Origin of the sequence: Saccharopolyspora mangrovi (genome assembly GCF_035320975.1) — a bacterium.
Lineage (GTDB): Bacteria > Actinomycetota > Actinomycetes > Mycobacteriales > Pseudonocardiaceae > Saccharopolyspora > Saccharopolyspora mangrovi.
In genome coordinates this window covers 60,823-82,176 of record NZ_JAWLNX010000030.1, presented here as the reverse complement: position 1 = coordinate 82,176, position 21,354 = coordinate 60,823, and the positions used below count along the sequence as shown (strand labels likewise).

Below are 21,354 nucleotides of genomic sequence, written 5' to 3'. Positions count from 1 at the left end.
GGCATTGTGCGGGGATTTAGCGTCGAGCTCGATCACGCCGGGTGATTCAGGACACTACGACGTTCGCCAGCTGCGAGCTTCCCGGGCAGCCGGACTCCGCAGCCCGCCTGCCAGGTGCGTCGGAACGTCGGTCCCGGCACGGGGCAAAGGAGCCTTTCGTGGTTGAGTCGAATCCGATCAGGAGCACGCCCGCCGACACGACCGCCGCACCGCCGCCGACCTCGTTCCTGGGGTACCTGAAGTCGTTCGGGCCCGGCATCGTCATCGCGCTGAGCTGGGTCGGCACCGGCGACCTCATCGACAACTCGGTGGCCGGCGGCAACTACGGCTACGCGCTGCTGTGGGTCCTGCCGCTGTCGCTGGTCTTCCGCTTCCTGTTCGTCAACAGCCTCGCCAAGTACCCGCTCTACAACGTGCAGAACGATTCCAGCATCGTGCGCGGCTTCGCCCGCACCCACCCGATCTTCGGCTGGCTGATGCTGATCTCCTTCGTGCTCTACACGCACCTGCTGCTGGCGTTCAGCTTCAGCGGCGTGGGCGTGGCGCTGCACGGTTTGTTCGGCGGGCTGCCGCCGTTCTGGTGGTCGGCGATCGGCGCGGTCTCGGTGTTCGCCGTGACCTTCCGAGGTGCCTACGGCGTCCTGGAGAACACCTTCAAGATCGTCCTCGCGGTGATGGTGGGCGCGTTCGTCGTCGGCGTCGTCATGGTGGGCATCAACTGGCCCGAACTGGTGCGCGGTTTCGCCTTCGAACTGCCACCGCAGAGCGGCCTGTTCGACTCGTCTCTGGTGGCCTCGAGCCTGGTGCTGGCGACTCTCGGCTCGATGGCCAACCTGTTCTACCCGCAGTTCCTGCGCGAGAAGGGCTGGGTGACACCTGCCTACCGGCGCGTCCAGCAGTACGACCTGCTGTTCGGCTCGGTCGTGGTGCTCTTCCTAGGCGTGTGCGTGTGGGCGCTGGGGGCGGAGGTGCTCAGCACCGGAGAAGGGGTCGACGAGGCCTCCGACATCGCCGGAGCGCTGGGCACCGCGATCGGCCCCCTCGGCACCTACCTGTTCTACCTGGGCCTGCTGGGCGCGGCGTGGACCACGGTCGCGGGCTCGCTGTTCGCGCTGAGCAAGATGAGCGTCGAAGCCCTGCACGCGGTCCGGCCGGGCCGCCGGGAACGGGTCGGCGACGACCCGCGCAAGGACGGCTTCTACAAGGTGGTGGTCGTCTGGGGCCTGGCCGCGATCGTGTGGTCGCTGCCCGCCGCGCCGGGATTCGTGGTGCTCGTGGTGATCTCGCACGTGCTGACCTCACCGTTCCTGCTGATCATCGTGATCGGCCTGATCGTGATGCTCAACAAGCGCCGGATCATGGGCGAGCACGTCAACACCTGGAAGGAGAACCTCGTGCTGGTCGTCGTGGCGCTGCTGGTCTGCGCGGCGGCGGTGCAGGGGTTCGCGCAGGTCTTCAGCTACTGACCGGTGCGGGCGCCACCGCCAGCGCCGTGCGGGCGACGAGGTCGCTGCCCGCGAAGAACCCGGAGGCGCCGGGGCCGCTGGTGCCGGTGTGCACACCGGCGACGTAGGGGCCGATGGCGAACCTTGTCGGGTGAGCGGTTCCGTCGGCGCGCAGCAGGCGGTGGTCGCCGGCGCGGACGCTGATCTTGCCCGTGGTGTGGTCCGAGCCGTCGGGATCCCGGTGCGTCTGGGCGACGCACTCGCCCCGCTCGAACAGCCGTTGCAGCAGGTCGTCGTCGGTGTCCAGCAGCGACGGGGTGCGCAGCCGCGACTCGACCAGGCAACGGGCCTCCACGACGTCGGAGGCGAGCGCGCCGGTGGCGCGGAAGACGCCGTCCTCGGCGCGCACCTGCGTGCCGGGACCGAGGAACCGGACCACGCCCGCGCGCGAGAGCGCCAGCAGTTCGGCCAGCCGCTGCGGCGGCGGACCGCTGGTGATGAAGCTCAGCAGCGGCAGGAAGCCGTTCTCCAGCTCCACCACCAGGGAACGCGCCGACAGGCGCTCCGACTCCGCCAACTCGATGAGCACCCCCACGGCTGAGAGCAGGCCCTGCACCGCGGCCAGCTCCGGGCTGAACGCCGGGTCACCGCGGTGCCGCAGGTCCTCGGCGATGTGATCGCGGATCGCGGCCTGCAGGTCCTCACCGGCAACGGTGTCGAGATGGCGGTCCAGCAGGTTCCAGGAGAAGCGGTCGCGCTCCTCGGGCACGCTCGCCGCGACCAGCTCGTCCCACTCGCGGCCGCCCCAGTCGAGATCGACCAGGTCGGCCGAGAAGTCCGGCCAGCTGCGCCGGACGCGATCCGGGTTGGTGCGGAAGAACTCGTGGTAGTAGGCGGCCGCCACCTCCTTCGACAGCAGCGGCAGCAGGTCGCGCTCGAACTCCAGCGGCACGCCGAGCTCGCCCGCCGCCTCGGCGGTGAAGAACCGGGGCAGCGGCGGCGGTTCGAGCTGGTAGCCGAACTTCGCGCGGTAGGGCAGGCCGCGCCGGGAACCGACGAACAGCACCGGTTCCCGGCCGCACGGCAGGTAGCGGAGCCCGTGGTCGGGGTCCGGTTCGAACCGGCCGCCCCGGCCCTCGCACAGCAGTGCCATGCAGTCGATGAACGTCAGCCCGAAACCGCGCAGCAGCACCGGTTCGCCCGCCGGCACCGACCGGAGTCGGGCTTCGTCGAAGTAGCCCGACGGGAAGTACCGCAGCCCGTGCCGCTCGGCGAAGGCCGACAGGTCCCGCTCCTCGTCGGTGGCCCGCGCCTCGAAGTTGCCCTGGGCGAGCACGACCTGGTCCACGGCCAGCCGGGACCCGTCGGCGAGCGTCACCAGCTGCCGGCCGTCCGGGCCGTCGGCGAGGTCGGTGGCGCGGGTGCGGTGGACCACCACCCGCACCGAACCGGGCGCGGTCGCGATCACGCGGTCGAACACCCACGAGTAGTACTCGCCGACCAGGGGCCGTGGCGCGAAGGAGCGCCCGCTCAGCCGCTGGGCGAGCGCCGCGAGCTCACCGGAGAGCTCGTGCGGGGCGTCGGTCGCCAGCCACTCCTCGAAGGTCGGGACCGCACCGGCGTTGCCGAACTTCGCCGTGCCGGGGCCGGTGAACATCCGCACGTCGGCGACCGTGGAGTTCATCCACAGCAGGTCCGACTGCTCCCGCCGCCAGATCCGGCCCGGGCCCGGCGGGAACGGGTCGACCACGTGGATCTCCAGCGGCCGGTCGTCGGCCCACGCGCACAGCCGTTCCAGCACCGAGGTGCCGCGCGGTCCCGCCCCCACTACGCAGACCGCGCTCATGCCGCGCTGCGCAGCCGTCGCACCGTCACGGTCGCGAGTTCGCCTGGAACCCGCGTGACGTGCCGCGGCACCGCGGCCTCCGCCGGGGCGTCGGTCGTGGCGAACTCGAAGCGGCGCAACATCTCCCGCAGCACTACCCGCGACTCCACCTGCGCGAAGGTGGCGCCCAGGCAGCGCCGGTTGCCGATGCCGAACGGAACCCAGTCCGCCAGCGCACCTCGCCGCAGGAACCGGTCGGGCCGGAAGGCCTCCGGGTCGGGGAATGCGTCGGTGGAGGAGTGCAGCAGTTCGATGCTCGGCCACAGGTTCGTGCCTGCGGGCATCCGGAAGCCCGCGAACTCGGCCTCGCGCGAGAGCTTCCGCCCGATCTCCGGGACGACCACCCGGGCGCGCAGCGCTTCCTTGATCACCGCGTCCAGGTAGGCGTCATCGTCCTCGTCAGCGGCCTGCTGCGCCTTGGCCAGCACGTCCGGGTGGCGGACCAGCCGCTCCAGGCACCACGCCAGGCCGGTCGCGGTGGTCTCGTGCCCGGCCAGCAGCAGCGTGATCAGCTGGTCGCAGATGTTCTCGTCCGACATCCACCCGCCCTCGGCGTCGGAGGCGCGCAGCAGCATCGCCAGCACGTCGGTGCGCTGGTCGAGCCGCGGATCCTCCCGGTGCGTGGCGATCTGCTCGCGCAGCAGGGCGTCGGCGCGGTCGCGCGGCCGCTTGCGGCGGAGCCGCGCCGGGTGCAGCCTCGGGAACCGGTCGTAGCCGGGCAGCAGGTCGAACACGCTGCCGGTGCGCAGCAGCCGCAGGACCGCGGTCTGCACGCGCTCCTTCAACACCGGGTCGTCGAGGCCCATCACGTTGCGGGAGATGACCTCCAGCGAGATGGCCTGCATGTGCGGCAACGCCCGCACGGGCTCGCCCACCGGCCACGTCGCGAGGTCGTCGGCGGTGATCTCGCGCATCAGCTCGACCTGGTCGCGAACCGCCTTGCCGTGGAACGCCGGCATCATCAGCGCGCGGGTGCGGGCGTGCTCCTCGTCGTCGATGACGAACACCGACCGGCGGCCCAGCACCATCTCGGCGAAGCTGTTGGACCGGCCGGCCTGGAACACCGACGCGTCGCTGCGGACCAGGGACTTGACGTCGTCGTGGCCGGCCAGGAAGACGATCGTGCCGAACGGCCACACGCGCACGGTGAACCGGTCGCCGAACTCGCCGTGGCAGCGCCGCACGAACTCCGCCGGGGACTTCCAGTACTGCCACGTCTGCGCCCACGAGGAGATCGACGGGCCCGGGGGTAATCGGGTGCTCATCGGTGAACTCGATTCGGGATCGCCGCGGACTCGTGGTCCGCGACCTTCTTCGGGGTGATCACGTCGGTCGGCAGCGCGTTGTTGGTGATCCGGGCGAACATGTTGCGCGGACCGATGATGTGCGCGTGCTCGGCGCGGGCGGTGCGCATGCCCTCGACCACGGTGCTCCAGTGCACCGGGGTCACCCACCCGTCGAGCAGGTCCTGCTTGATCTCCTCGGGATCCGACAGCAGCTCGCCGCTGACGTCGGAGAGCATCGGCCACCGCGGGGACTGCCACGAAACGCGGTCGTACACCTCGGTTTCCAGCCGGTCGCGCAGCGGCCGGACGCTGGCGCAGTGCTCCGAGCGGTTCATCGTGTAGAAGGGGTAGCCACCGGCTGCGCGGACGCGCTGCTCCAGCAGGTCCAGGTCGGCGAGCGTGCCGGACACCGCGTGCACGGTGTCGTCGAGGTAGATCGACACCTCCACCTCGTGCCCCTCGGCGCGGAAGGCGTCCACCAGTTCGTCGACCTGCCGGGAGTCGAGCCGGTAGAAGAACAGGCAGCCCAGCGGTTCCGGCTGCGCCTCGAAGTGCTCGATCTCCACCGCCGCGCTGCTGCGCACCAGCTCCAGACCGTCCTCGTAGGACAGCGAACCGCTGAAGACCGCGGCGTTGATGGCGCCGAAGCTCTGGCCGCCGCACAGCACCGGGTTGATCTCGACGTGGTCGAGGGCCCAGTCCGCGAGCGCGAGGGTCAGCGCCATGAAACCCGACTCGTAGACCTCCCAGTCGTAGACCTCGGCGTGGGCGTAGGAGTCCAGCAGCGAGTAGCCGAGGACGCCGTCGGCGACCTCGATCCTGCGGCGGGCGTAGTCGTTGGTGCGGAGGAAGTCCTCGACCGAGGAGAACTTCGTCGGCACCAGGCCCGGGAAGTAGAGCGCGTCACGGCGCACCGGAATTCACCTCTCTGGCTTGGGTTCGTTCGCCGCGATCAGAGCCGGTCGAGCAGTTCCCGCTTCTTCTGCTCGAACTCCTCCTGGGTGAGGATGCCGTCGGCGTGGAGCTGCCCCAGCTCGCGGATCGTCGCGAGGATCTCCTCGCGCGACATGCCGGTCTGCTGCGGCGCGGCGGGTAGCATCAGCCGGTTCGCCGAGGTGCCCAGGGCGGTCGCGTCCGGCTGCGCCTGCTGGATCGCGGCCAGCACGGCCGCGGCGAACGGCAGGGAGTTGGCCGTGGTGCCGAAGCCGAACCCGAACAGCAGGGCCCGGACGTCGTCGGCGGGCGGGACGTCGGACCGTTCACCGCGCGGCAGCAGCAGGACGTGACCCGAGGTCAGGCCGGGCTTGACCCATTCGACACCGGCGAGCTCGGTGAGCTCGTGGCGCCGCTTCGGCGAGCGGTGCTTGACCTTGGAGGCGTCCGGGTGCCACTGGAACTCGACGGCGGCGCCGTCGAAGGTCGCCTCCCCGTCGTACCCCTTGAGCCGGCGCGGGGTCTGGTCCACCTCGACGAGGAAACGCGCTGCGGGCGAACCGGAATCCGGGTTCAGATCGCAGTGGTCGTTGATGTGGTCGGCGTAGTAGGACGCCAGTTCCTGCTGATTCGGCTCCAGCTCGATCTGGTGCGGTTCGGAATCGTCGGAGAGCTGACCGGCGGCGACTTCGGTGAGCGGATCGGCACCGGGCCGCAAATGCAGGGTCAGCTGCGGATTTCCGTCTCCGCCCGCCGAGGTGGCGCGAGAAATCGCTCGGTACGGGATGGTCCGGTGCTTGAGCTTGCGCAGCAGCCGGGGATGACCGAGTCCGCTCGAGTAATTGATCTCGATTCGATCGTCTTCGAACACCCAGGTGGCATTCGTTCCCGTCAGTTCCAGCCCCAGTCCCATGTGATCAACCTACCCGGATGGACATTGTGCGCCAACGATTTCGAAGTGATGTCGGGGTCGTGAGGGGTCCTCGCCGAATGGGTGTTCGCGAAGTCGGTGGCCGCCGCCGCGGCCACCGGAGAACTTCACGCGTCGAGCCCCCAGTGCTGCTCAGTCGAGCTTCTTCTTCTCCGGGAAGAAGATCGCGGCGATCGCGAACACGATCTCGATGCCGCCGATGATGGCGAGCACGTTGCCCACCGTGCGCAATTCGAAGGGACCGAACTCGGTCTCACCCCCGTACACCCTCAGCAGAATGCCCGCCACCAGCATCACCGTGCCGAGGGCTATGTACTTCGCGTTCGACATGAATCCTCCGTGCTGAATCAATTGATGATCGCGATCCTAGCAGCGACCAGTTCTCGAAAATGCGGTTTTGCTCGATGTCCCACGGATTTCCGAACGATGCGGGATCACTTCCGCCACCGCATCGTCGTCAGGTGCGACGAGTTGATTCGCGGAATCGGTTGGGTGAGCCCGGCATCGGCCGAGAGCATCCACACCCGATGTCCCGGGTTCGAATGGGGAATTCTGGGAATGGGCCGAGTGGCGGCCTGGTCGAACCGGTGCCGAACGGGTTGCGTGACCTCGTCCAGGCACGGGATCCGGCGCGTCACCTCGCTGTGGTCGATGTGCATCGAGTCGAGCTTGTGCAGGTGCCGCACGAAGATCAGCCCGACGGCGAGCGCGAGGTAGCAGCACCCCAGCACCAGCATCGTGACCCGCACGCCCACCGAGCTGATCAACCCCGTCGCCGCGGCCACCGCCAGCGGCGCGGGCGCGCTCAGCACGGTGTTGGCGATGCTGATCACCCGCCCGAAGATCCGCTTCGGCACCCGTTCCTGCAGCGCCGCCATGTAGAGCATGTCCAGCGGACTGGTCACCACGCCCGCCGCCGCCATCAGCGCGAACGCCGGCACGGCGCTGAGCTCCAGCGCCATCAGCAGCACCAGCCCGGCGAAGGCGAGGTACACGCCGAGGTAGGTCCGGCGCTTCGGGAGCTTGTGCCCGATGACGCCGTAGCCGATCGTGCCGACCAGCGACCCGATGCCGAACGCGCTGATCAGCCCGCCGTAGAGGGCGGGCTGGTGGAGCACTTCCGAGGCGTAGGCGGTCAGCCCGATCGAGGCGAAGCTGGTGTCGAACGCGGCGAACAGCATCGTCGCGACCACCAGCGTGCGCAGCAGCTTGTCCTGGAACAGGTAGCGCAGCCCGACGCGGAACCGCCGGAAGTAGCCCACGCCGTCCTCGGAACCGTCCCGCTCCGGCTCGCCCGCACCGGACTTCGAGGCGCGCGCGAACAGCAGCAGCACCGCGGTGCCGAGCATGCCGGTGGCGGCGTTGAGCAGGATCGTCCACTCGCTGCCGGCGAACGCCGCGATCCCGCCCGCTGCCAGCGGCCCCACCAGGTTCGAACCGGCCGTGACGGTGCGCAGCGTCGCGTTGGCGCGCTCCAGCGGCACCCCGGCCTGCCCGGCCAGGTGCGGGACCATCCCGAAGATCGCCACCCGGCCGGGTTCGTCGGCGACGCTGCGCACCAGCGCGAGCAGCAGCAGGAGCGAGGGGGACAGCAGCCCGGCGACGTGCAGCAGGTACACCGTCAGCGTGGTGCCCGCGGCGAAAACGCTGGAGCCGAGCATGCTGACGCGGAAGCCGATCCGGTCGATCAGCGGCCCCTGCAGCAGACCGGTGACCACCGAGCCGCCGACGCTCACCGCCGCGATCCAGCCGGTCAGCGCCAGGTCGTGGGTGGTTTCCAGGACGAACAGCGGCAACGCCGAGGTGCCGATCACGTCGCCGATGACGTTGATCGACGAACCGGTGAGCAAACCCCGGTACGGGCCTCGCTTGAGCGGAGGTTTCCTCAACCGCACCGTGGGTGCGTCGGCAGGCGCTCGCGTCGGTCGCACGCGCTCACCCGCTGGTGTCCGGTGCGGCGGCGGTGCTGTTCAGCGAACGCCAGGCGAACGGGACGGTCGCGGCGGTGGCCGCCAGGCCCACGGCCAGCACGGTTCCGGAGAGGGTGATCCCGCTGGTCTGGTAGACGAAACCGATGGCGGCCGTGCCCACGGTCACCCCGGCCAGCTGCGCGGTCTCGTAGTGACCGATCCGCCGCCCCACCCGGCCGCCCGCTCGTTCCGAAACGGCCGACTGCTCGGCGGGAATCGCGATCCCCAGCGCCGCGGCGGCGAACACCCACACGACGGTGAGCACCCACGGTTCGGGGGCGGCGGCGAGCACCCCGGTGACCAGCGCGCTGGCCAGCAGCGCGAGCATCACCGCCGAGCGCTTGCCGATCCGCGCCACCACCCGGTGGGCGACGCTCGGCACCAGGATGAACGCGATGAAACCCGGGGCCAGCGCGGACGCGATCGCGTAGGGCCCGTAGTGGTGGGCGGTCTGCAGGTGCAGCAGGAGCAGCAGGCTCATGGCGGCTTCCAGCGCGGCCGTCACACCGCAGATCACCAGGAACGGCAGCACGTCCTTCGGCGAAGCGGATTCCTCCTGGGGCTGCGGCCCCTTCTCGCCGCCGCGCGCAGCGGAACCGAGCAGCACCGCCGCGATCAGCACCGAGGTGGCCCCGAGGACGAAAACCGCCGGATAGCCGAGGTCTTCGAGCATGGTGAAGCACACGACGTAGGCGATCAGCTCGCCGGTGCCCTCGAACGACAGCAGCCGCCCGAACCCGCGAGCGTCGTCGTCGCCGGAGCGGTCGGCGATCCAGCTGCGCACGCCGACCCAGAACAGCGCCCCGCCGACACCGCTGAGGGCCGCCATCGCGAACGCGGGCAGCAGGCCACCGCTCAGCGCGAACCCGGCCAGCGCACCGGCTTGCACGACCGCGCCCGCGGCGGCCACCACGAGCTCGTTGCCGCGGTCGACCAGCGCACCGCTCAGCGGCCGCGCCACCAGCGCGGCCAGCGCGCACACCGCGACCAGGGCCCCGGCCTCGCCGGGCGTGGCGGCCAGCACCGCACCGCTGTAGAGCGGGAGGAGGAAGTCGAGCACCTCCATCGGACCGCCGGCGAAGGCGGCCGAGTGCAGCACTCGTTCCGTGCGGCCGAATCGCCGGCGTTCGGCGCTGTTGGTCATGGCGGTCCCGTTTCCCGTCGGAGGTGCCGTTTCGCGTAGATCAACTCGCGGGACAGTATTGCCGATCACGGCGATCTCCGTGGTCGGCAACGGCGATTCCGCCGGCCCGGATGCGAAGTCCGGACCGGCGGAACGCCAGGTGTGCTTCAGCAGTTCACAGCGAATTGCTTCAGCAGTTCGTGCTCTGCGTGCTGCCGGGGACAGAGGCCTCGGCCGCGGTGGTCTCCAGGGCTTGGAGGTCGAGGATGGACATCTGAAATCACCACCTATCGTGTTTTTCGGGTTTCACTCATCGCGTGTGCGGCGATGGAGTGGTTCAGCAGTTGGTGCTCGCGGTGCTGCCGGGGACGGCGGCCTCGGCCGCGGTGGTCTCCAGGGCCTGGAGGTCGAGGATGGACACTTGAAATCACCACCTAACGTGCTTCTCGGGTTTCCTCGCCGGACTGCGAACGGCGAAGACATCTGTGATCGCATCACCCGCGAAGGCGGATCGATCAGCGAACAGAATTGTTCGCGCCGCCAATTCCGCCCGGGTGGAAGTCTCCCTCGGGGGCGTCGAGAACACTATCAGAACCCTCGCCACCGCAACGGGTTCGAGCGAATGCTGGCGCAATTCCTCTCGGTGTCAGGAAAGGCATGAATTCAGCATCGGAATCGTCCAGCGAAGCCAGTGCCGCGAGCACTCCCGCGTTTCCGGTGGCGAAATCCATCGCGAGCCGGAAATTGCCCTCACCGGGGAAGGCCAGGTGCCCGTGATAGCCGAGCGCGTGCCAGTGCAGCACTGACAGGTGCGCGACGACGGAGTCCGGCAACCGGCCGCCAGAACCGTCCCGGGACAGCTGGCCCAGCGTCGCCAGCAGCCCGGCGCGCCCGCTGAACAGCCCGGACTGCACGACCAGCGTGCTGCGGCAGCTCTCGCTGAGCGCCGCCGCGGACTCCGAGAGCCGCTCGTCGGGCACGTGCCGCAGCACCTGGTCGGCGATCAGCCCGATGCCCGCCGAGCCGACGTCGAGGTACGGCAGGGTGCGGAAACCGCCGTCCACCTGCAACGTTCCGTCCGGCCGGGACACGCACAGGTCGAGGTCCCGGTGCAGCGCGCGGACCGCGAGGTCCAGGTGCTCGCGCTGCCCGGTCGTCTCGAAGCAGCGCAAGAAGAACAGCGCGGGCCCGGTCCAGCCGCGCAGCAGCCCGCCGCGCGATCCGGCGTCGCGCAGCCCGATGCGGCCGGCAACGTCGATGCCGTGCGACCGGCCGCTCTCGACGGCCTCGGCCAGCCGGTCGGCCAGGCCCAGCGCGCGGGTCAGGTGCTCGCCGTCGCGGCCGGCCACGTGCAGGTGGTTCAGGCCGATCCCGGCCAGGCCGCCGAACAGGCTGACGTCGTGCGTGCGCGCCACGTCCGGCTCGGCGCCGGTGATGAGTTCCGCCGCCTGGTCGTGGTGTCCCAGCATGTCTAGGACGTGCGCGATGCCGTGGGCGCCGTCGAAGAAGCCGGGCTGCAGATCCGACCGGGACGCGTGCTCGCGAAGCCAGGCCGCGTGCACCGGATCGACCTCGTGGCCGGCGGTGCGCAGCGCCCACAGGATCCCGGCCGCGCCGAAGGCGAAGTCGGTGCCGCCGTTGAGGAACCCCTGCACGTCGCCGGGGAAGAGCCGGTCGTCGCGCTCCGGGGTGGCGGTGGCGCGGATCGCCTCGGCCAGCGACTCCCGCGCGGCGCGGCGTCCCGCTTCGTCGGTGAACCGGACCTCCGGTGCTGCCGCGACCTGGGTGCCGAGCACCGGTCTGCGGATCCGGTCGAGGATGAGACCTCGCACGTGCTCGGGCAATTCGAAGTGCTCCTCCACTGCGGCGAGCAGATCGCCCGCTTTGCCGGGGGACAGCGCGTTGAGGCTGGTCAGCGGCAGGAACAGCCACATCGCGAGCACGCCCAGCGCCTGCCGGTCGATCTCGGCGCCGCGCGCCTCGGGATCGGTGAAACCCGCGTAACCCATGTGCTGGCGCTGCCCGTCGCCGATTTGGGAAGCCGACTCGAAGTCCACCAGCCCGACCCGGTCCTCGTCGTCGACCAAGATGTTCGCCGGGTGCAGGTCGCCGAACACCACGCCGCGCTCGTGGATGCGTTCCAGCAGTTCGCCCACCCGCTCCAGGACACCGACGGCGCGTTCGGCGTAGGCGCGCCCGGCCTCCGGTTCCTGCTGCGGACCGACCAGCGGGTGGTGCAGCGCGCTCCAGGCCTGCAGGGTGCGGCCGGGGACGCGGTCCAGCACGGCGAAGCGGTGCTCCCACACGTCGACGACCTCGTGCACCCGCGGCACCCCCTCGACGCCGTCGAGCGCGCGCAGCGCCCGCACCTCGTGCTCCAGCCGCGCGATCGCGTCCCGGCCCGCCGAGTCCAGCCCGGCCAGTGGGCGAGCCTCCTTGAGGACCACTTCGGCCCCGTCGCCGTCGCGGTGGGCGAGGTAGACCCCGCCGCCGTTGGAGAAGTGCAGAGCCTCGGTGATCTGGTACCCCAGCGAGGCCGACTGCGCGGACCGCGCGTCCAGGTGCGGCTTCAGGAACTCCGGTGGGCGAACCCAGTCGGGAGTGGTGAAGAAAGGTCGCCGGTCGTCGGGGACCAAGGTGCCGTCCGGGTTCTCGATGGCCAGCACCCGATCCCCGTCGGCGGTGAAGCAGTGCTGGGTGAGGAAGCCGCCGTAGCGCACGAAGACCGGTCCCTCGCCGATCCGCAGATCGGTCAGGACGTACGGCCCGCGCTCACCGGTCAGCGACGCGGCGAGCGCGTCGACCGCGGCCTCCAGCTGCGCGTCGTCGACCGGGTAGAGCGTCAGCAGCTTCCCGCTGGCCGAGCGCGGCGCGTACTTGAGGCTGTAGGCGGTCACCAGGCGGCTGGTGCGCAGGAACTTGAACGCGATGCCGGACTCGAAGCAGTACCGGGAGACCACGTCCAGCACGCGCTCGGCGTTGTCCGGGGTCGCCGAGACGTGGATCTTCCAGCCCTGACCGGGCAATTCGACCCCCGCCGGGCGCGCCATGCACCAATCGAGGTTGCCGCCGCGGTTCCAGCCGTCCGGGAAGGTCAGATCGAACGTGCTCTCCGCCGCCAGCCACCGCGACGGAGCCTCGTAGAAGAGCCGGTCGGCCAGCGAGTACAGCTCCAAATCCTCGCGCATTCCTGAAGTCCCCCTCGTGCCCGCCGGATCAGTAGGAACGCGTCCGGCCGCTGCGGCGGTCGAAATCGCGCAGCGAGGTCGGCGGGTCGTTCGCCAGGTACTTGCTGAGCAGTTCCCTGGCCTTCTCCTTGTCCTCGGCGGGAATCGCGTCGATCACCGGGAATTGACCGGCGTCGGCGGCCGCGTGCTCCTCGAACTCCTCGCGCAGGATCGACCAGATCGTGCGGTCGTAGTACATGCCGTCGAGGAAGTGGTAATCGCGCAGCACGCCTTCCAGGACGAATCCGCCCTTGGTCAGGATCTTCAGCGTTTCCTTGTTGTAGGCGGCCGTGGTGAACTCCACGCGGTGCGCGTTGATGCCGTTGAAGAGGTGCTCGATGACCAGTCCGAACGCCTCGGCCCCGTAACCGCGGCTCCACTTCTGCCAGTCGCCGACGATCCCGCCGATGCTGTAGGAACCGGAGCTGTTCACCGGCCGGTAGTTGACGGCCCCGACGCGTTCCCCGTCATGGGTCACGGCCATGAAGAAGCGCACGTTGCCGTCCTCGTTGGCGGCCTTGACCTTGGCCGGGGTGAGGAATTCCCGGGTGTCGGCGGTCATCGCCGCGTTCGGCGAAAGGGGCTTCAACCAGCTCGCGATGAGGTCGTAGTCGTCTTCGCCGGCCCATTCGATCCGGACGATTCTTCCCTGCATGGGCACCTTCTTCGGTCAGCGTCGTGATGCGGAACAACCGCGCCCCGCAGACGTGTTCGTCCACCCGGATCAGACGCGCGCGATCCGCTTGCGGAAAAAGTCGTCAGCAGTTGTTCAGCGTGTGTGGGTGAAAGTGGGACCGACGGATGTTCGGTTTCCCCGCGATGCCTTGCTTGCTCCAGTCTCCCGTCCGACGCATCCCGACGATCCGCGGTTCCCGTGAACGCGTCCCCAGTTTTCCCCCTTTTTCATCGGGGAATGCCTCCGGACGGCGCGAAACGCTAAGCAGCGCCCCGAAAACTGTCAAGCGAAACCACGATGTTCGGTCGGGCTGAGGACGGGATCGAGGCCATTCGGCGCAGTGCTGACCACTTCCAGCCAAATAGGGGTAGGGGGTCCCGAACCCCACAATTCCCAGAACCGCTTGACCGGCCCGGTGGCGGTTGTTTCACTGTGCCTGCTCTCCGCGATCAGAGCTTGCTCAGTCTTTCCACTTCCCGGCCGGTGGTGCGCCTTCACCCCGCCGGGGTCCGTGTCGAACTTCTAGCGATCTCCGCTGCCGCACCGCTTTTCGCGCGGCGCGAGCGGGATCGTCCGATGTGGTGCGAAGGATTGAGATGAGCCGTTGGACTCCGTTGCTCATGGACGAGGCGTCGCTGAGCGAGATGCCCAAGCTGCCGCTGGCCGAGGTGATGCAGCACGCGAACGTGGTGGCCGCTCAGCGGCTCAAACCCAAGGAGCTCTACGAGAGGTGGGACCGCCAGCAGTGGTCCGCCGTGGACATCGAGCTCGGCCCGGACCGGGAGAACTTCCACGACGTCCTCACACCCGGCTACCGCAAGATCATCGGTGAGTCCATCGCGACGTTCATCATCGGTGAGTACACCGGGCTGGACATGCTGGGACCGATCATCAGCGGCTCGCCCGACGAGCAGTACTCGGTGTTCCTGGGCACCCAGATCGCCGACGAGACCCGGCACACGCACCTGGTGTTCCGGCTCGGCGAGGAGATCCTCGGCATGGACCCCGACCCGAAGCGGATGCTCGCCGAGAGCTGGAACATGTCGGCGCCCGCGCACCGCGAGCTCAGCATGCTGGAGGCCGGCATCGTGCGCGACCTGCAGCGACGACCGCTGGACTACGGGCAGTGGCTGCGCGCCGTGACGTTGTTCCACATGATCACCGAAGGCGTGCTGGCGCTGGTCGGGCAGCGGGTGCTGGTCCAGGCGCTGCGCGACATGGAGCTGCTCGACGGCGTCAAGACCGCGTTCACCGCGATGTGCCGGGACGAGTCCCGCCACGTCGGGTTCGGCATGCACGCCCTGCGCACGGGTGTGTTGGAAGGCCACCACGACGACATCTGCGAGGTGCTGGAGGCGGCGGTGCCGCTGGCGCTGCGGATCGACCAGGAGAGCTCGGCGGTCGCCAACAAGACGTTCCGGCAGATGAGCGTCGACATCCTGCGCCGCCACATGCGGCTGATCGGCATCGACGAGAGCTTCCAGGACCACCTCATCACGACCGCGTCCGCGCAGGCCGACGGAGTGCCCACCGGTGCGCGCTGAGCGGCCCACGACCAATTCCGCGCACGGAACTACAGGAAGGCGAGGCTTCATGGGGGACAACGCGAGCGGCGGGCTCATCACCGACGACGGTGTGGTCAGCCGAGATCAGGTGGCCTGGGACGCGGCGCTGCTGGCCAACCGGCTGCGCGGCGGGGGAGTGCGCCCCGGCGACCGGGTGGTGCTATCGGCGGCGAACTCCGCGGAGTTCGTGGTGGCGCTGTTCGCGCTGATCGCCGTGGACGCCTCCATCGTGCTGGTCGACCACCGGCAGTCGGCGAAGGAGCACCGGCGGGGCATCGCGCACGCCAAGGCGAAGTGGCTGCTGTGCGACGAGAACGTGCCCGCCGACGAGCTCGACGTCGAGACCATCTCGCTGGAGAACGTGCTCAGCGAGGTGCGGCTGTCCAGGCCGGTCGACGCCTTCGCCGACGTCCACGACGCCCTGTCGTTCGAGTCCTGGTACCGCCGCGACGACGGCCTGGTGCTGTGGTCCTCGGGCACCACCGGAACGCCGAAGGGCATCGTGCGCTCGGGCGGGTCGGTGCGCGACAACATCGAGCGCACCCAGCGCCGGATGCGGTACGCGGGCAGCGACGTGCTGATGCCGCTGCTGCCGTTCTCGCACCAGTACGGCTTGTCGATCATCCTGCTGTGGTGGTGGTCGGAGTTCACGCTGGTGGTCAACCCGTCCAACCGGCTGGACCGGGCGCTGGACCGCATCAGCGAGCACGGCGTGACGGTGGTGGACGCGACCCCGTCGAGCTACGACACGATGCTGGCCATCTACGGCAAGCGCACCCGCTACCACGGGTCGCTGGCCAGCGTCCGGATGTGGTGCGTGGGCGGAGCCCCGCTGCCGGCGGCGCTGAGCGGCCGGTTCCGCACGGTGCTGGGCACACCGCTGCTCGACGGCTACGGCAGCAGCGAAGCCGGCAACATCGCCCTCGCGGTCGAACCCGACCCGAGGGGCGTGGGCCGGGCGCTGGACGGCATCGACGTCAGGATCGTCGACGCGCAGGGCAATCCGCTGCCGCCGGGGGAGCGCGGCGAGATCGTGGTGCGCACGCCGGACTACATGAACGCGCTGCTCGGTGAGGACGGCGAACCGGTGCCGGTCGTCGACCGCGACTACCACACCAACGACCTCGGCTGGCTCGACGACCAGGGCAACCTGACCCTGGTGGGCCGCAAGCAGGCGGTGCACCGCCTCGGCCACACGATCTACCCGGACGCGCTGGTGGAGAAGGTGGAGCGCTGCGGACGCCCGGTGCGCGTGGTCCCGTTCGACAACGAGCGGCTGGGCAGCGAGCTGGTGTTCGTCGTCGCCGACGAGCAGGACCGCAGCGCCGGCCACTGGCGGGCGCGGTTCGCCGCCGAGCTCGCCGAGTACGAGCGGCCCAACCGGGTGGTGGTCGTGCCGGAGTTCCCGCTCAACCTCAACGGCAAGGTCGACACCGAGGCGCTGCGCGAGATCGCCCGCGGCCGCGTTCACGGCGGCACCCCGTCGATCCCGCACCCGGAGCGGTTGCAGGCGCTGCGCAGCGTCGTGGAGTTCCTGCAGTCGCAGCGCTCCCAGGTGCACGAGCTGCTCACCGAGGTCTCGCACCACGCCACGGTCAACGGCGAGATCGACCTGTGCATCCGGACCTTGGAAGGCGCGCAGGACGAGGTCCTCAAGCACCGGCCCAGAGCGGTGGACGGCGCGGCGGTGTTCATGCCCTCGAACATCCCGCTGTACTCCTACGTGCTGTACCTGCTGATCCCCAGCCTGTACTGCGACCAGGTCAGCTTCCGCGCGTCGAGCAAGATCGCCGACCTGACCCGCAAGCTGCACGAGCTGCTCTCGCCCGCGCACAAGCTGCCGATCCACGACTGCTCGATGGCGCAGCGCGAGTTCATCGCGGGCGCGGTCGCCGAATCCGAGCTCGTCGTGTTCACCGGCACCTACCACAACGCCGAGAAGGTGCGCCAGCAGCTGACCCCCGAGCAGCTGTTCGTCTTCTTCGGACAGGGCGTGAACCCGTTCATCGTCGGCCCGGACGCCGATCTGCGCAGCGCCATCCCCGCGCTGATCGACGTGCGGATGATCAACTCCGGGCAGGACTGCTTCGGCCCGGACCGGATCTTCGTGCACGAGTCGGTGGCGGACGTGTTCGTGCCCGCGCTGTGCCACTACGCGGCCAAGCTGCGGCACGGCGACAACCGGGACACCACCAGCGACTACGGGTCGATGTACTACCTGGAGGCCTTCGCCGACTCCTTCGACTACCTGCGCCGCAACTCCCGGCACATCGTCTCCGGCGGTGAGGTCAGCATCATCGACATGCACCTGCGGCCGACCGTGCTGGACCTGCCGCTGGACCCGAAGGCGCAGGCCACGGAGATGTTCGCGCCGATCTTCAACGTGGTGCGCTACTCGACCGACCAGGAACTGCTGTCGGTGCTGAACTCGCCGTTCTACATCGACCGCGCTATGGGAGCCACGGTCTACGGCGACATGCCGGAGGTGGTGGAGTTCCTGCGCAAGCGGCACCACGTGACGATCAACAGCACGCTGGTCGACCACGACGACGGCAACGAGCCCTTCGGCGGCCGGGGCATCGTGGCGAACTACGCGGCGCTGGGAACGCGCCGGGTGGCCGAGCCGCTGCTGCTGTCCAAGGCGGTCGCCGACCACCTCGGCACCGAGTCGCGACGCCGCGAGCTGATCGGGGCCGCAGATGTCTGACCAGGTGAGAGGCGCCTGGCCGGCGGTCCTGGAGGTGCTGCGGCAGCACGACGCCGGCACCCTGTTCGGACTGCCCGGCGACGACCTGAAGCTGCTCGACGCGATCGAGCGCGCCGACGACCCGCCGAGGCTGGTGCTGTGCCGCGACCAGCGCAACGCCCTGTTCATGGCCACCGGCCACGCGCTGCAGACCGGGGCGGCGACCGCCGCGGTCGTCGGCAAGGGCCCTGCCGTCACCAATGCCGCCACCGGGCTGCTGGAAGCCCAGTGCTCCCACGCACCGGTGGTCCTGATCGGCGCGGGCACCGATCCGCACCACATCGGTGCCCGCGCCTTCCAAGAGCTCGACCAGGTCTCGGCGCTCGCGCCGCTGACCAAGTGGGCGCACCGGGTCGAGCACGCCGACCGGCTGGTCCCGGCCCTGCGCCGGGCCCTGCTGGTGGCCACCCAGGGCGCTCCCGGGCCGGTGTACCTGGAAGTGCCGGATCACCTGCTGGACGCCGACGTCCCGCTGCGCGGGCGCGGTCTGGAGCTGACCACCGGCATCCCGCGTCCGTTGCGGGCGGCCGAGCGGCCGATCCTGCTGGTCGGCGGCGGGATGCGGCACCGCAACGCGGATCGGGTGGTGGAACGGCTGGCAGAGCGCCTCGGTGCGGCGATCTTCTGCACCGCCTCCGGACGCGGGGCAGTCGACGAGGACCACCCGCACTTCCTCGGGCTCTCCGGCCTCTACGCCGCACCGGCCACCGCGCAGCTCTGGTCCACTTCGGACTGCGTGGTCTCGCTGGGCAGCCGGCTGGAGGAGACCGCCACCCTCGACTGGCCGGAGCCGATCGGCGACGCGGTCCCGGTCGTGCAGCTCAACATCGCGGCCGAGGAGTTCGCCACCGACCGCTCGGGTCCCTGCGTGGCCGGGGACGCCGCCGCGACCGTCGAAGGCTGGCTGGCCGGCGACCTCGGCGGCCGGCGCGGGGAGTGGGCCGATCTCGTCACCGCCACGCGCCAGGAGCTGCGGCCCCGGGTGTCCGGCGAGCTGCGCATCCCGGACCTGCTCGCCGAGGTGCAGCAGGTCGTCCCGCAGGACCGGATCCTGGTGCAGGAGAACGGCTTGCAGGACATGTGGTCCTACTTCTTCCCGAACTACAGCTGCGGCCCACGCGGCGGATCGGTGGTGCCTTCCGAGCAGACCAGCCTCGGCTTCGGTGCCGCCGCGGCCGCCGGCGTGAAGGTCGCCGCACCGCACCGGCCGGTCCTGGCCCTGGTCGGCGACGGCGCGTTCGCCCTGTTCGCCGCCGACCTGCGCACGCTGGTGCGCGAACGCCTCGGCGTCTGCTACCTGGTGCTGCGCAACGGCGGCTACGGCTGGTTGCAGCAACAGGCCGACCAGCACGAACCACCGATCACCGGCTTCGCCTTCACCGGTGACGAACCCCTGGCCCGCACCCCGGGCGTGCACCACGCGCTGGTGGAACGGCGCGCGGACCTCGCCCCGGCGCTCGCCGAAGCGGTCCGGCTCACCGCCGAGGGCACGCCCTGCGTGATCGAGGTGCTGGTGGCCCTCGACGACTCGGCCCTGCGCCCGGAAGGCGACTTCGGCACCGCCAAACCCGATGAGGAGCTCCCATGATTTCCGAGAACATCCGCCCGCTGCGCCGCCGCGTGGTGGTCACCGGCGTCGGCGCCGTGACCCCGGTCGGCCTGACCTTCGACGCCACCTGGGAGGCCTTCCTCGCCGGCCGCAGCGGTGTCGCCGAGATCAGCACCTTCGACGCCTCCGACCTGCCGACCTCGATCGCGGGGCAGATCAAGGACTTCGACGCCACCCAGCACATCCCGCGCACCACCGCCCGCCGCATGGACAGCTACGCCCAGTACGCGATGGCCGCGGCCGTGGAGGCCCAGCGGATGTCCAAACTGGACATCGACGATGAGAACGCCGACCGGGTCGGCGTTCTCATCGGCAGCGGCTACGGAGCGGTCAACTCCATCGACGGCTTCTCGGTGGCCATCCGCGAGAAGGGGCCCCGCGCGATCAGCCCGTACGCCCCGATCACCGGCGCGATCGACAGCGCCGCGGGCGAGATCAGCATGGCCTTCGGGGCCCGCGGCCCGAGCCGGGCGATCAGCAGCGCCTGCGCCACCGGCACCGACGCGCTGGGCGAGGCAGCCCGCTGGATCCAGTTCGGCCTCACCGACGCGGTCATCGTGGGCGGCGCCGACAACTGCGTCACCCGAGTCGACCTCGCGGGCAGCGGCAACGCCCGCGCCCTGTCCCGCCGCGTCGACGACCCCGAGGCGGCCTCCCGCCCCTTCGACGAGGACCGCGACGGGTTCGTCATGAGCGCGGGAGCCGGTGTCCTGGTCCTGGAGGAGTCCGAGCGCGCCGAGCGGCGGGGAGCCACCGTCCTCGCCGAGGTCCTCGGCTACGGCTGCTCCTCCGACGCCTACCACTGGACCGCGCCGCAACCCGAGGGCCTGGGCGCCAAGCGCGCGATGCGCTCGGCGCTCGCCGACGCCGGTGTCGACCCCGGCCGCGTGGACCACGTCAACGCCCACGGCACCAGCACCAAGCTCAACGACGCCTCCGAGGTCGCCTCGCTGCGCGAGGTCCTGGGTGAGCGAGCCACCGAGATCCCGATCTGCTCGATCAAGTCCATGACCGGGCACATGATCGGTGCGGCCGGCGCGGTGGAGGCCATCACCGCTGTTCAGACGATCCGCAGCGGGATCGTCCCGCCCACGATCAACTGCCACCGCCCGCTGGCCGACGACATGAACTTCGTCCCGAACGAACCGCAGCAGCACCAGGTCCGGGTGGCGATGAGCAACTCGTTCGGCTTCGGCGGGCACAACGCGGTCGTCGTCCTCGGCGCCTGGGAGGGCTGAGCCGTGGCGACGCTGGTGACCGGCGGGAACCGGGGGATCGGCCTGGCGATCGCCCGCGAGTTCCAGGCGGCGGGCGAACCGGTCGCGGTCACGCACCGGAGCCGGGCGCCGGACGGTCTGTTCGGCGTCGCCTGCGACGCCACCGACTCCGACCAGGTCGATGCGGCGTTCGACGAGGCGGAGGCCGAGCTGGGCCCGATCACCGCGGTCGTGGCCAACGCGGGCATCACCGACGACCAGCTGCTGCTGCGCATGGGCGAGGACCAGTTCAGCAGGGTCCTCGACACCAACCTGACCGGCGCCTACCGGGTCGCCAAGCGCGGCGCGCGCAGCATGCTGCGGCAGCGCCGCGGCCGGCTGATCTTCGTCTCGTCGGTGGTCGCGCTCCGCGGTGAGGCGGGCCAGGCCAACTACGCCGCGAGCAAGGCCGGTCTGGTCGGGATGGCCCGCTCGCTGGCCCGCGAACTCGGTTCGCGCGGCATCACGGTCAACGTCGTCGCACCCGGGATGATCAGCACCGACATGACCGACCGCGTGCCGGAGGACCGCAAGCGGCAGATCCTCGACGGCACCCCACTCGGCCGCTGCGGCGAGCCCGCCGAGGTCGCCGCAGCGGTGCGCTGGCTGGCCTCGGAGCAGGCGAGCTACATCACCGGAGCCGTCGTCCCGGTCGACGGCGGCGCGGGCATGGGCCATTGAGCCCGCAGACGAACAGGAGGA

General features: G+C 70.2%; 16 protein-coding genes. 6 read left to right on the top strand and 10 right to left on the bottom strand.

Annotated elements, in window-relative coordinates; translation table 11 throughout:
* The first annotated feature begins 158 nt into the window (after positions 1-158).
* Positions 159-1,466: an Nramp family divalent metal transporter gene (locus R4I43_RS29900; protein WP_324269047.1), complete on the top strand. Its 1,308-nt coding sequence runs from the start codon at positions 159-161 to the stop codon at positions 1,464-1,466.
* Here R4I43_RS29900 and R4I43_RS29895 read toward each other — a convergent pair.
* From R4I43_RS29895 to R4I43_RS29855, 10 genes are all read right to left on the bottom strand, one after another.
* Complete coding sequence (locus R4I43_RS29895; protein ID WP_324269046.1) at positions 1,456-3,291, bottom strand: FAD/NAD(P)-binding protein; 1,836 nt, start codon at positions 3,289-3,291, stop codon at positions 1,456-1,458. The two genes, R4I43_RS29900 and R4I43_RS29895, sit on opposite strands and share 11 nt — an antisense overlap.
* Entirely contained in the window at positions 3,288-4,595 is a 1,308-nt protein-coding gene (locus tag R4I43_RS29890; RefSeq protein WP_324269045.1) for a cytochrome P450, read from the bottom strand. The genes R4I43_RS29895 and R4I43_RS29890 overlap by 4 nt, the downstream gene beginning before the upstream one ends.
* Positions 4,592-5,530, bottom strand: coding sequence for an ACP S-malonyltransferase (locus R4I43_RS29885; RefSeq protein ID WP_324269044.1), 939 nt, complete (start codon positions 5,528-5,530; stop codon positions 4,592-4,594). Before R4I43_RS29885 ends, R4I43_RS29890 begins: the two co-directional genes overlap by 4 nt.
* A 38-nt stretch (positions 5,531-5,568) precedes the next feature.
* Positions 5,569-6,462 carry a DUF4429 domain-containing protein gene (locus tag R4I43_RS29880; protein WP_324269043.1) on the bottom strand — a complete coding sequence of 298 codons (894 nt, stop codon included), beginning with the start codon at positions 6,460-6,462 and terminating at the stop codon, positions 5,569-5,571.
* A 150-nt stretch (positions 6,463-6,612) separates the two neighbouring features.
* Positions 6,613-6,810 (bottom strand): hypothetical protein, encoded by a 198-nt coding sequence (locus R4I43_RS29875; RefSeq protein WP_324269042.1) that lies wholly within the window; start codon positions 6,808-6,810, stop codon positions 6,613-6,615.
* Positions 6,811-6,914: 104 nt separating this feature from the next.
* Entirely contained in the window at positions 6,915-8,369 is a 1,455-nt protein-coding gene (locus R4I43_RS29870; RefSeq protein WP_324269041.1) for an MFS transporter, read from the bottom strand.
* 46 nt (positions 8,370-8,415) lie between these two features.
* Entirely contained in the window at positions 8,416-9,594 is a 1,179-nt protein-coding gene (locus tag R4I43_RS29865; protein ID WP_324269040.1) for an MFS transporter, read from the bottom strand.
* 169 nt (positions 9,595-9,763) lie between these two features.
* The gene (locus R4I43_RS34470; RefSeq protein WP_210969238.1) at positions 9,764-9,847 is read right to left on the bottom strand and encodes a SapB/AmfS family lanthipeptide; all 84 of its coding nucleotides are present in this window, start codon (positions 9,845-9,847) and stop codon (positions 9,764-9,766) included.
* Between the two features lie 241 nt (positions 9,848-10,088).
* Positions 10,089-12,761 (bottom strand): class III lanthionine synthetase LanKC, encoded by a 2,673-nt coding sequence (gene lanKC, locus R4I43_RS29860; protein ID WP_324269039.1) that lies wholly within the window; start codon positions 12,759-12,761, stop codon positions 10,089-10,091.
* 28 nt (positions 12,762-12,789) lie between these two features.
* Complete coding sequence (locus R4I43_RS29855) at positions 12,790-13,455, bottom strand: GNAT family N-acetyltransferase (RefSeq protein WP_324269038.1); 666 nt, start codon at positions 13,453-13,455, stop codon at positions 12,790-12,792.
* Between the two features lie 617 nt (positions 13,456-14,072).
* Between R4I43_RS29855 and R4I43_RS29850 the strand changes: the two genes are divergently transcribed.
* Genes R4I43_RS29850 through fabG form a run of 5 tightly spaced genes read left to right on the top strand, consistent with a single transcriptional unit; the run spans position 14,073 to position 21,333 of the window.
* A complete protein-coding gene (locus tag R4I43_RS29850; RefSeq protein WP_324269037.1) occupies positions 14,073-15,020 on the top strand; it encodes a ribonucleotide-diphosphate reductase subunit beta in 948 nt (315 codons plus the stop codon).
* A 49-nt stretch (positions 15,021-15,069) separates the two neighbouring features.
* Positions 15,070-17,748: an aldehyde dehydrogenase family protein gene (locus tag R4I43_RS29845; protein ID WP_324269036.1), complete on the top strand. Its 2,679-nt coding sequence runs from the start codon at positions 15,070-15,072 to the stop codon at positions 17,746-17,748.
* A complete protein-coding gene (locus R4I43_RS29840) occupies positions 17,741-19,375 on the top strand; it encodes a thiamine pyrophosphate-binding protein (protein WP_324269035.1) in 1,635 nt (544 codons plus the stop codon). The genes R4I43_RS29845 and R4I43_RS29840 overlap by 8 nt, the downstream gene beginning before the upstream one ends.
* Positions 19,372-20,634, top strand: coding sequence for a beta-ketoacyl-ACP synthase II (gene fabF, locus R4I43_RS29835; RefSeq protein ID WP_324269034.1), 1,263 nt, complete (start codon positions 19,372-19,374; stop codon positions 20,632-20,634). Before R4I43_RS29840 ends, fabF begins: the two co-directional genes overlap by 4 nt.
* 3 nt (positions 20,635-20,637) lie before the next feature.
* Positions 20,638-21,333: a 3-oxoacyl-ACP reductase FabG gene (gene fabG, locus R4I43_RS29830; RefSeq protein WP_324269033.1), complete on the top strand. Its 696-nt coding sequence runs from the start codon at positions 20,638-20,640 to the stop codon at positions 21,331-21,333.
* The last annotated feature ends 21 nt before the right edge of the window (positions 21,334-21,354 follow it).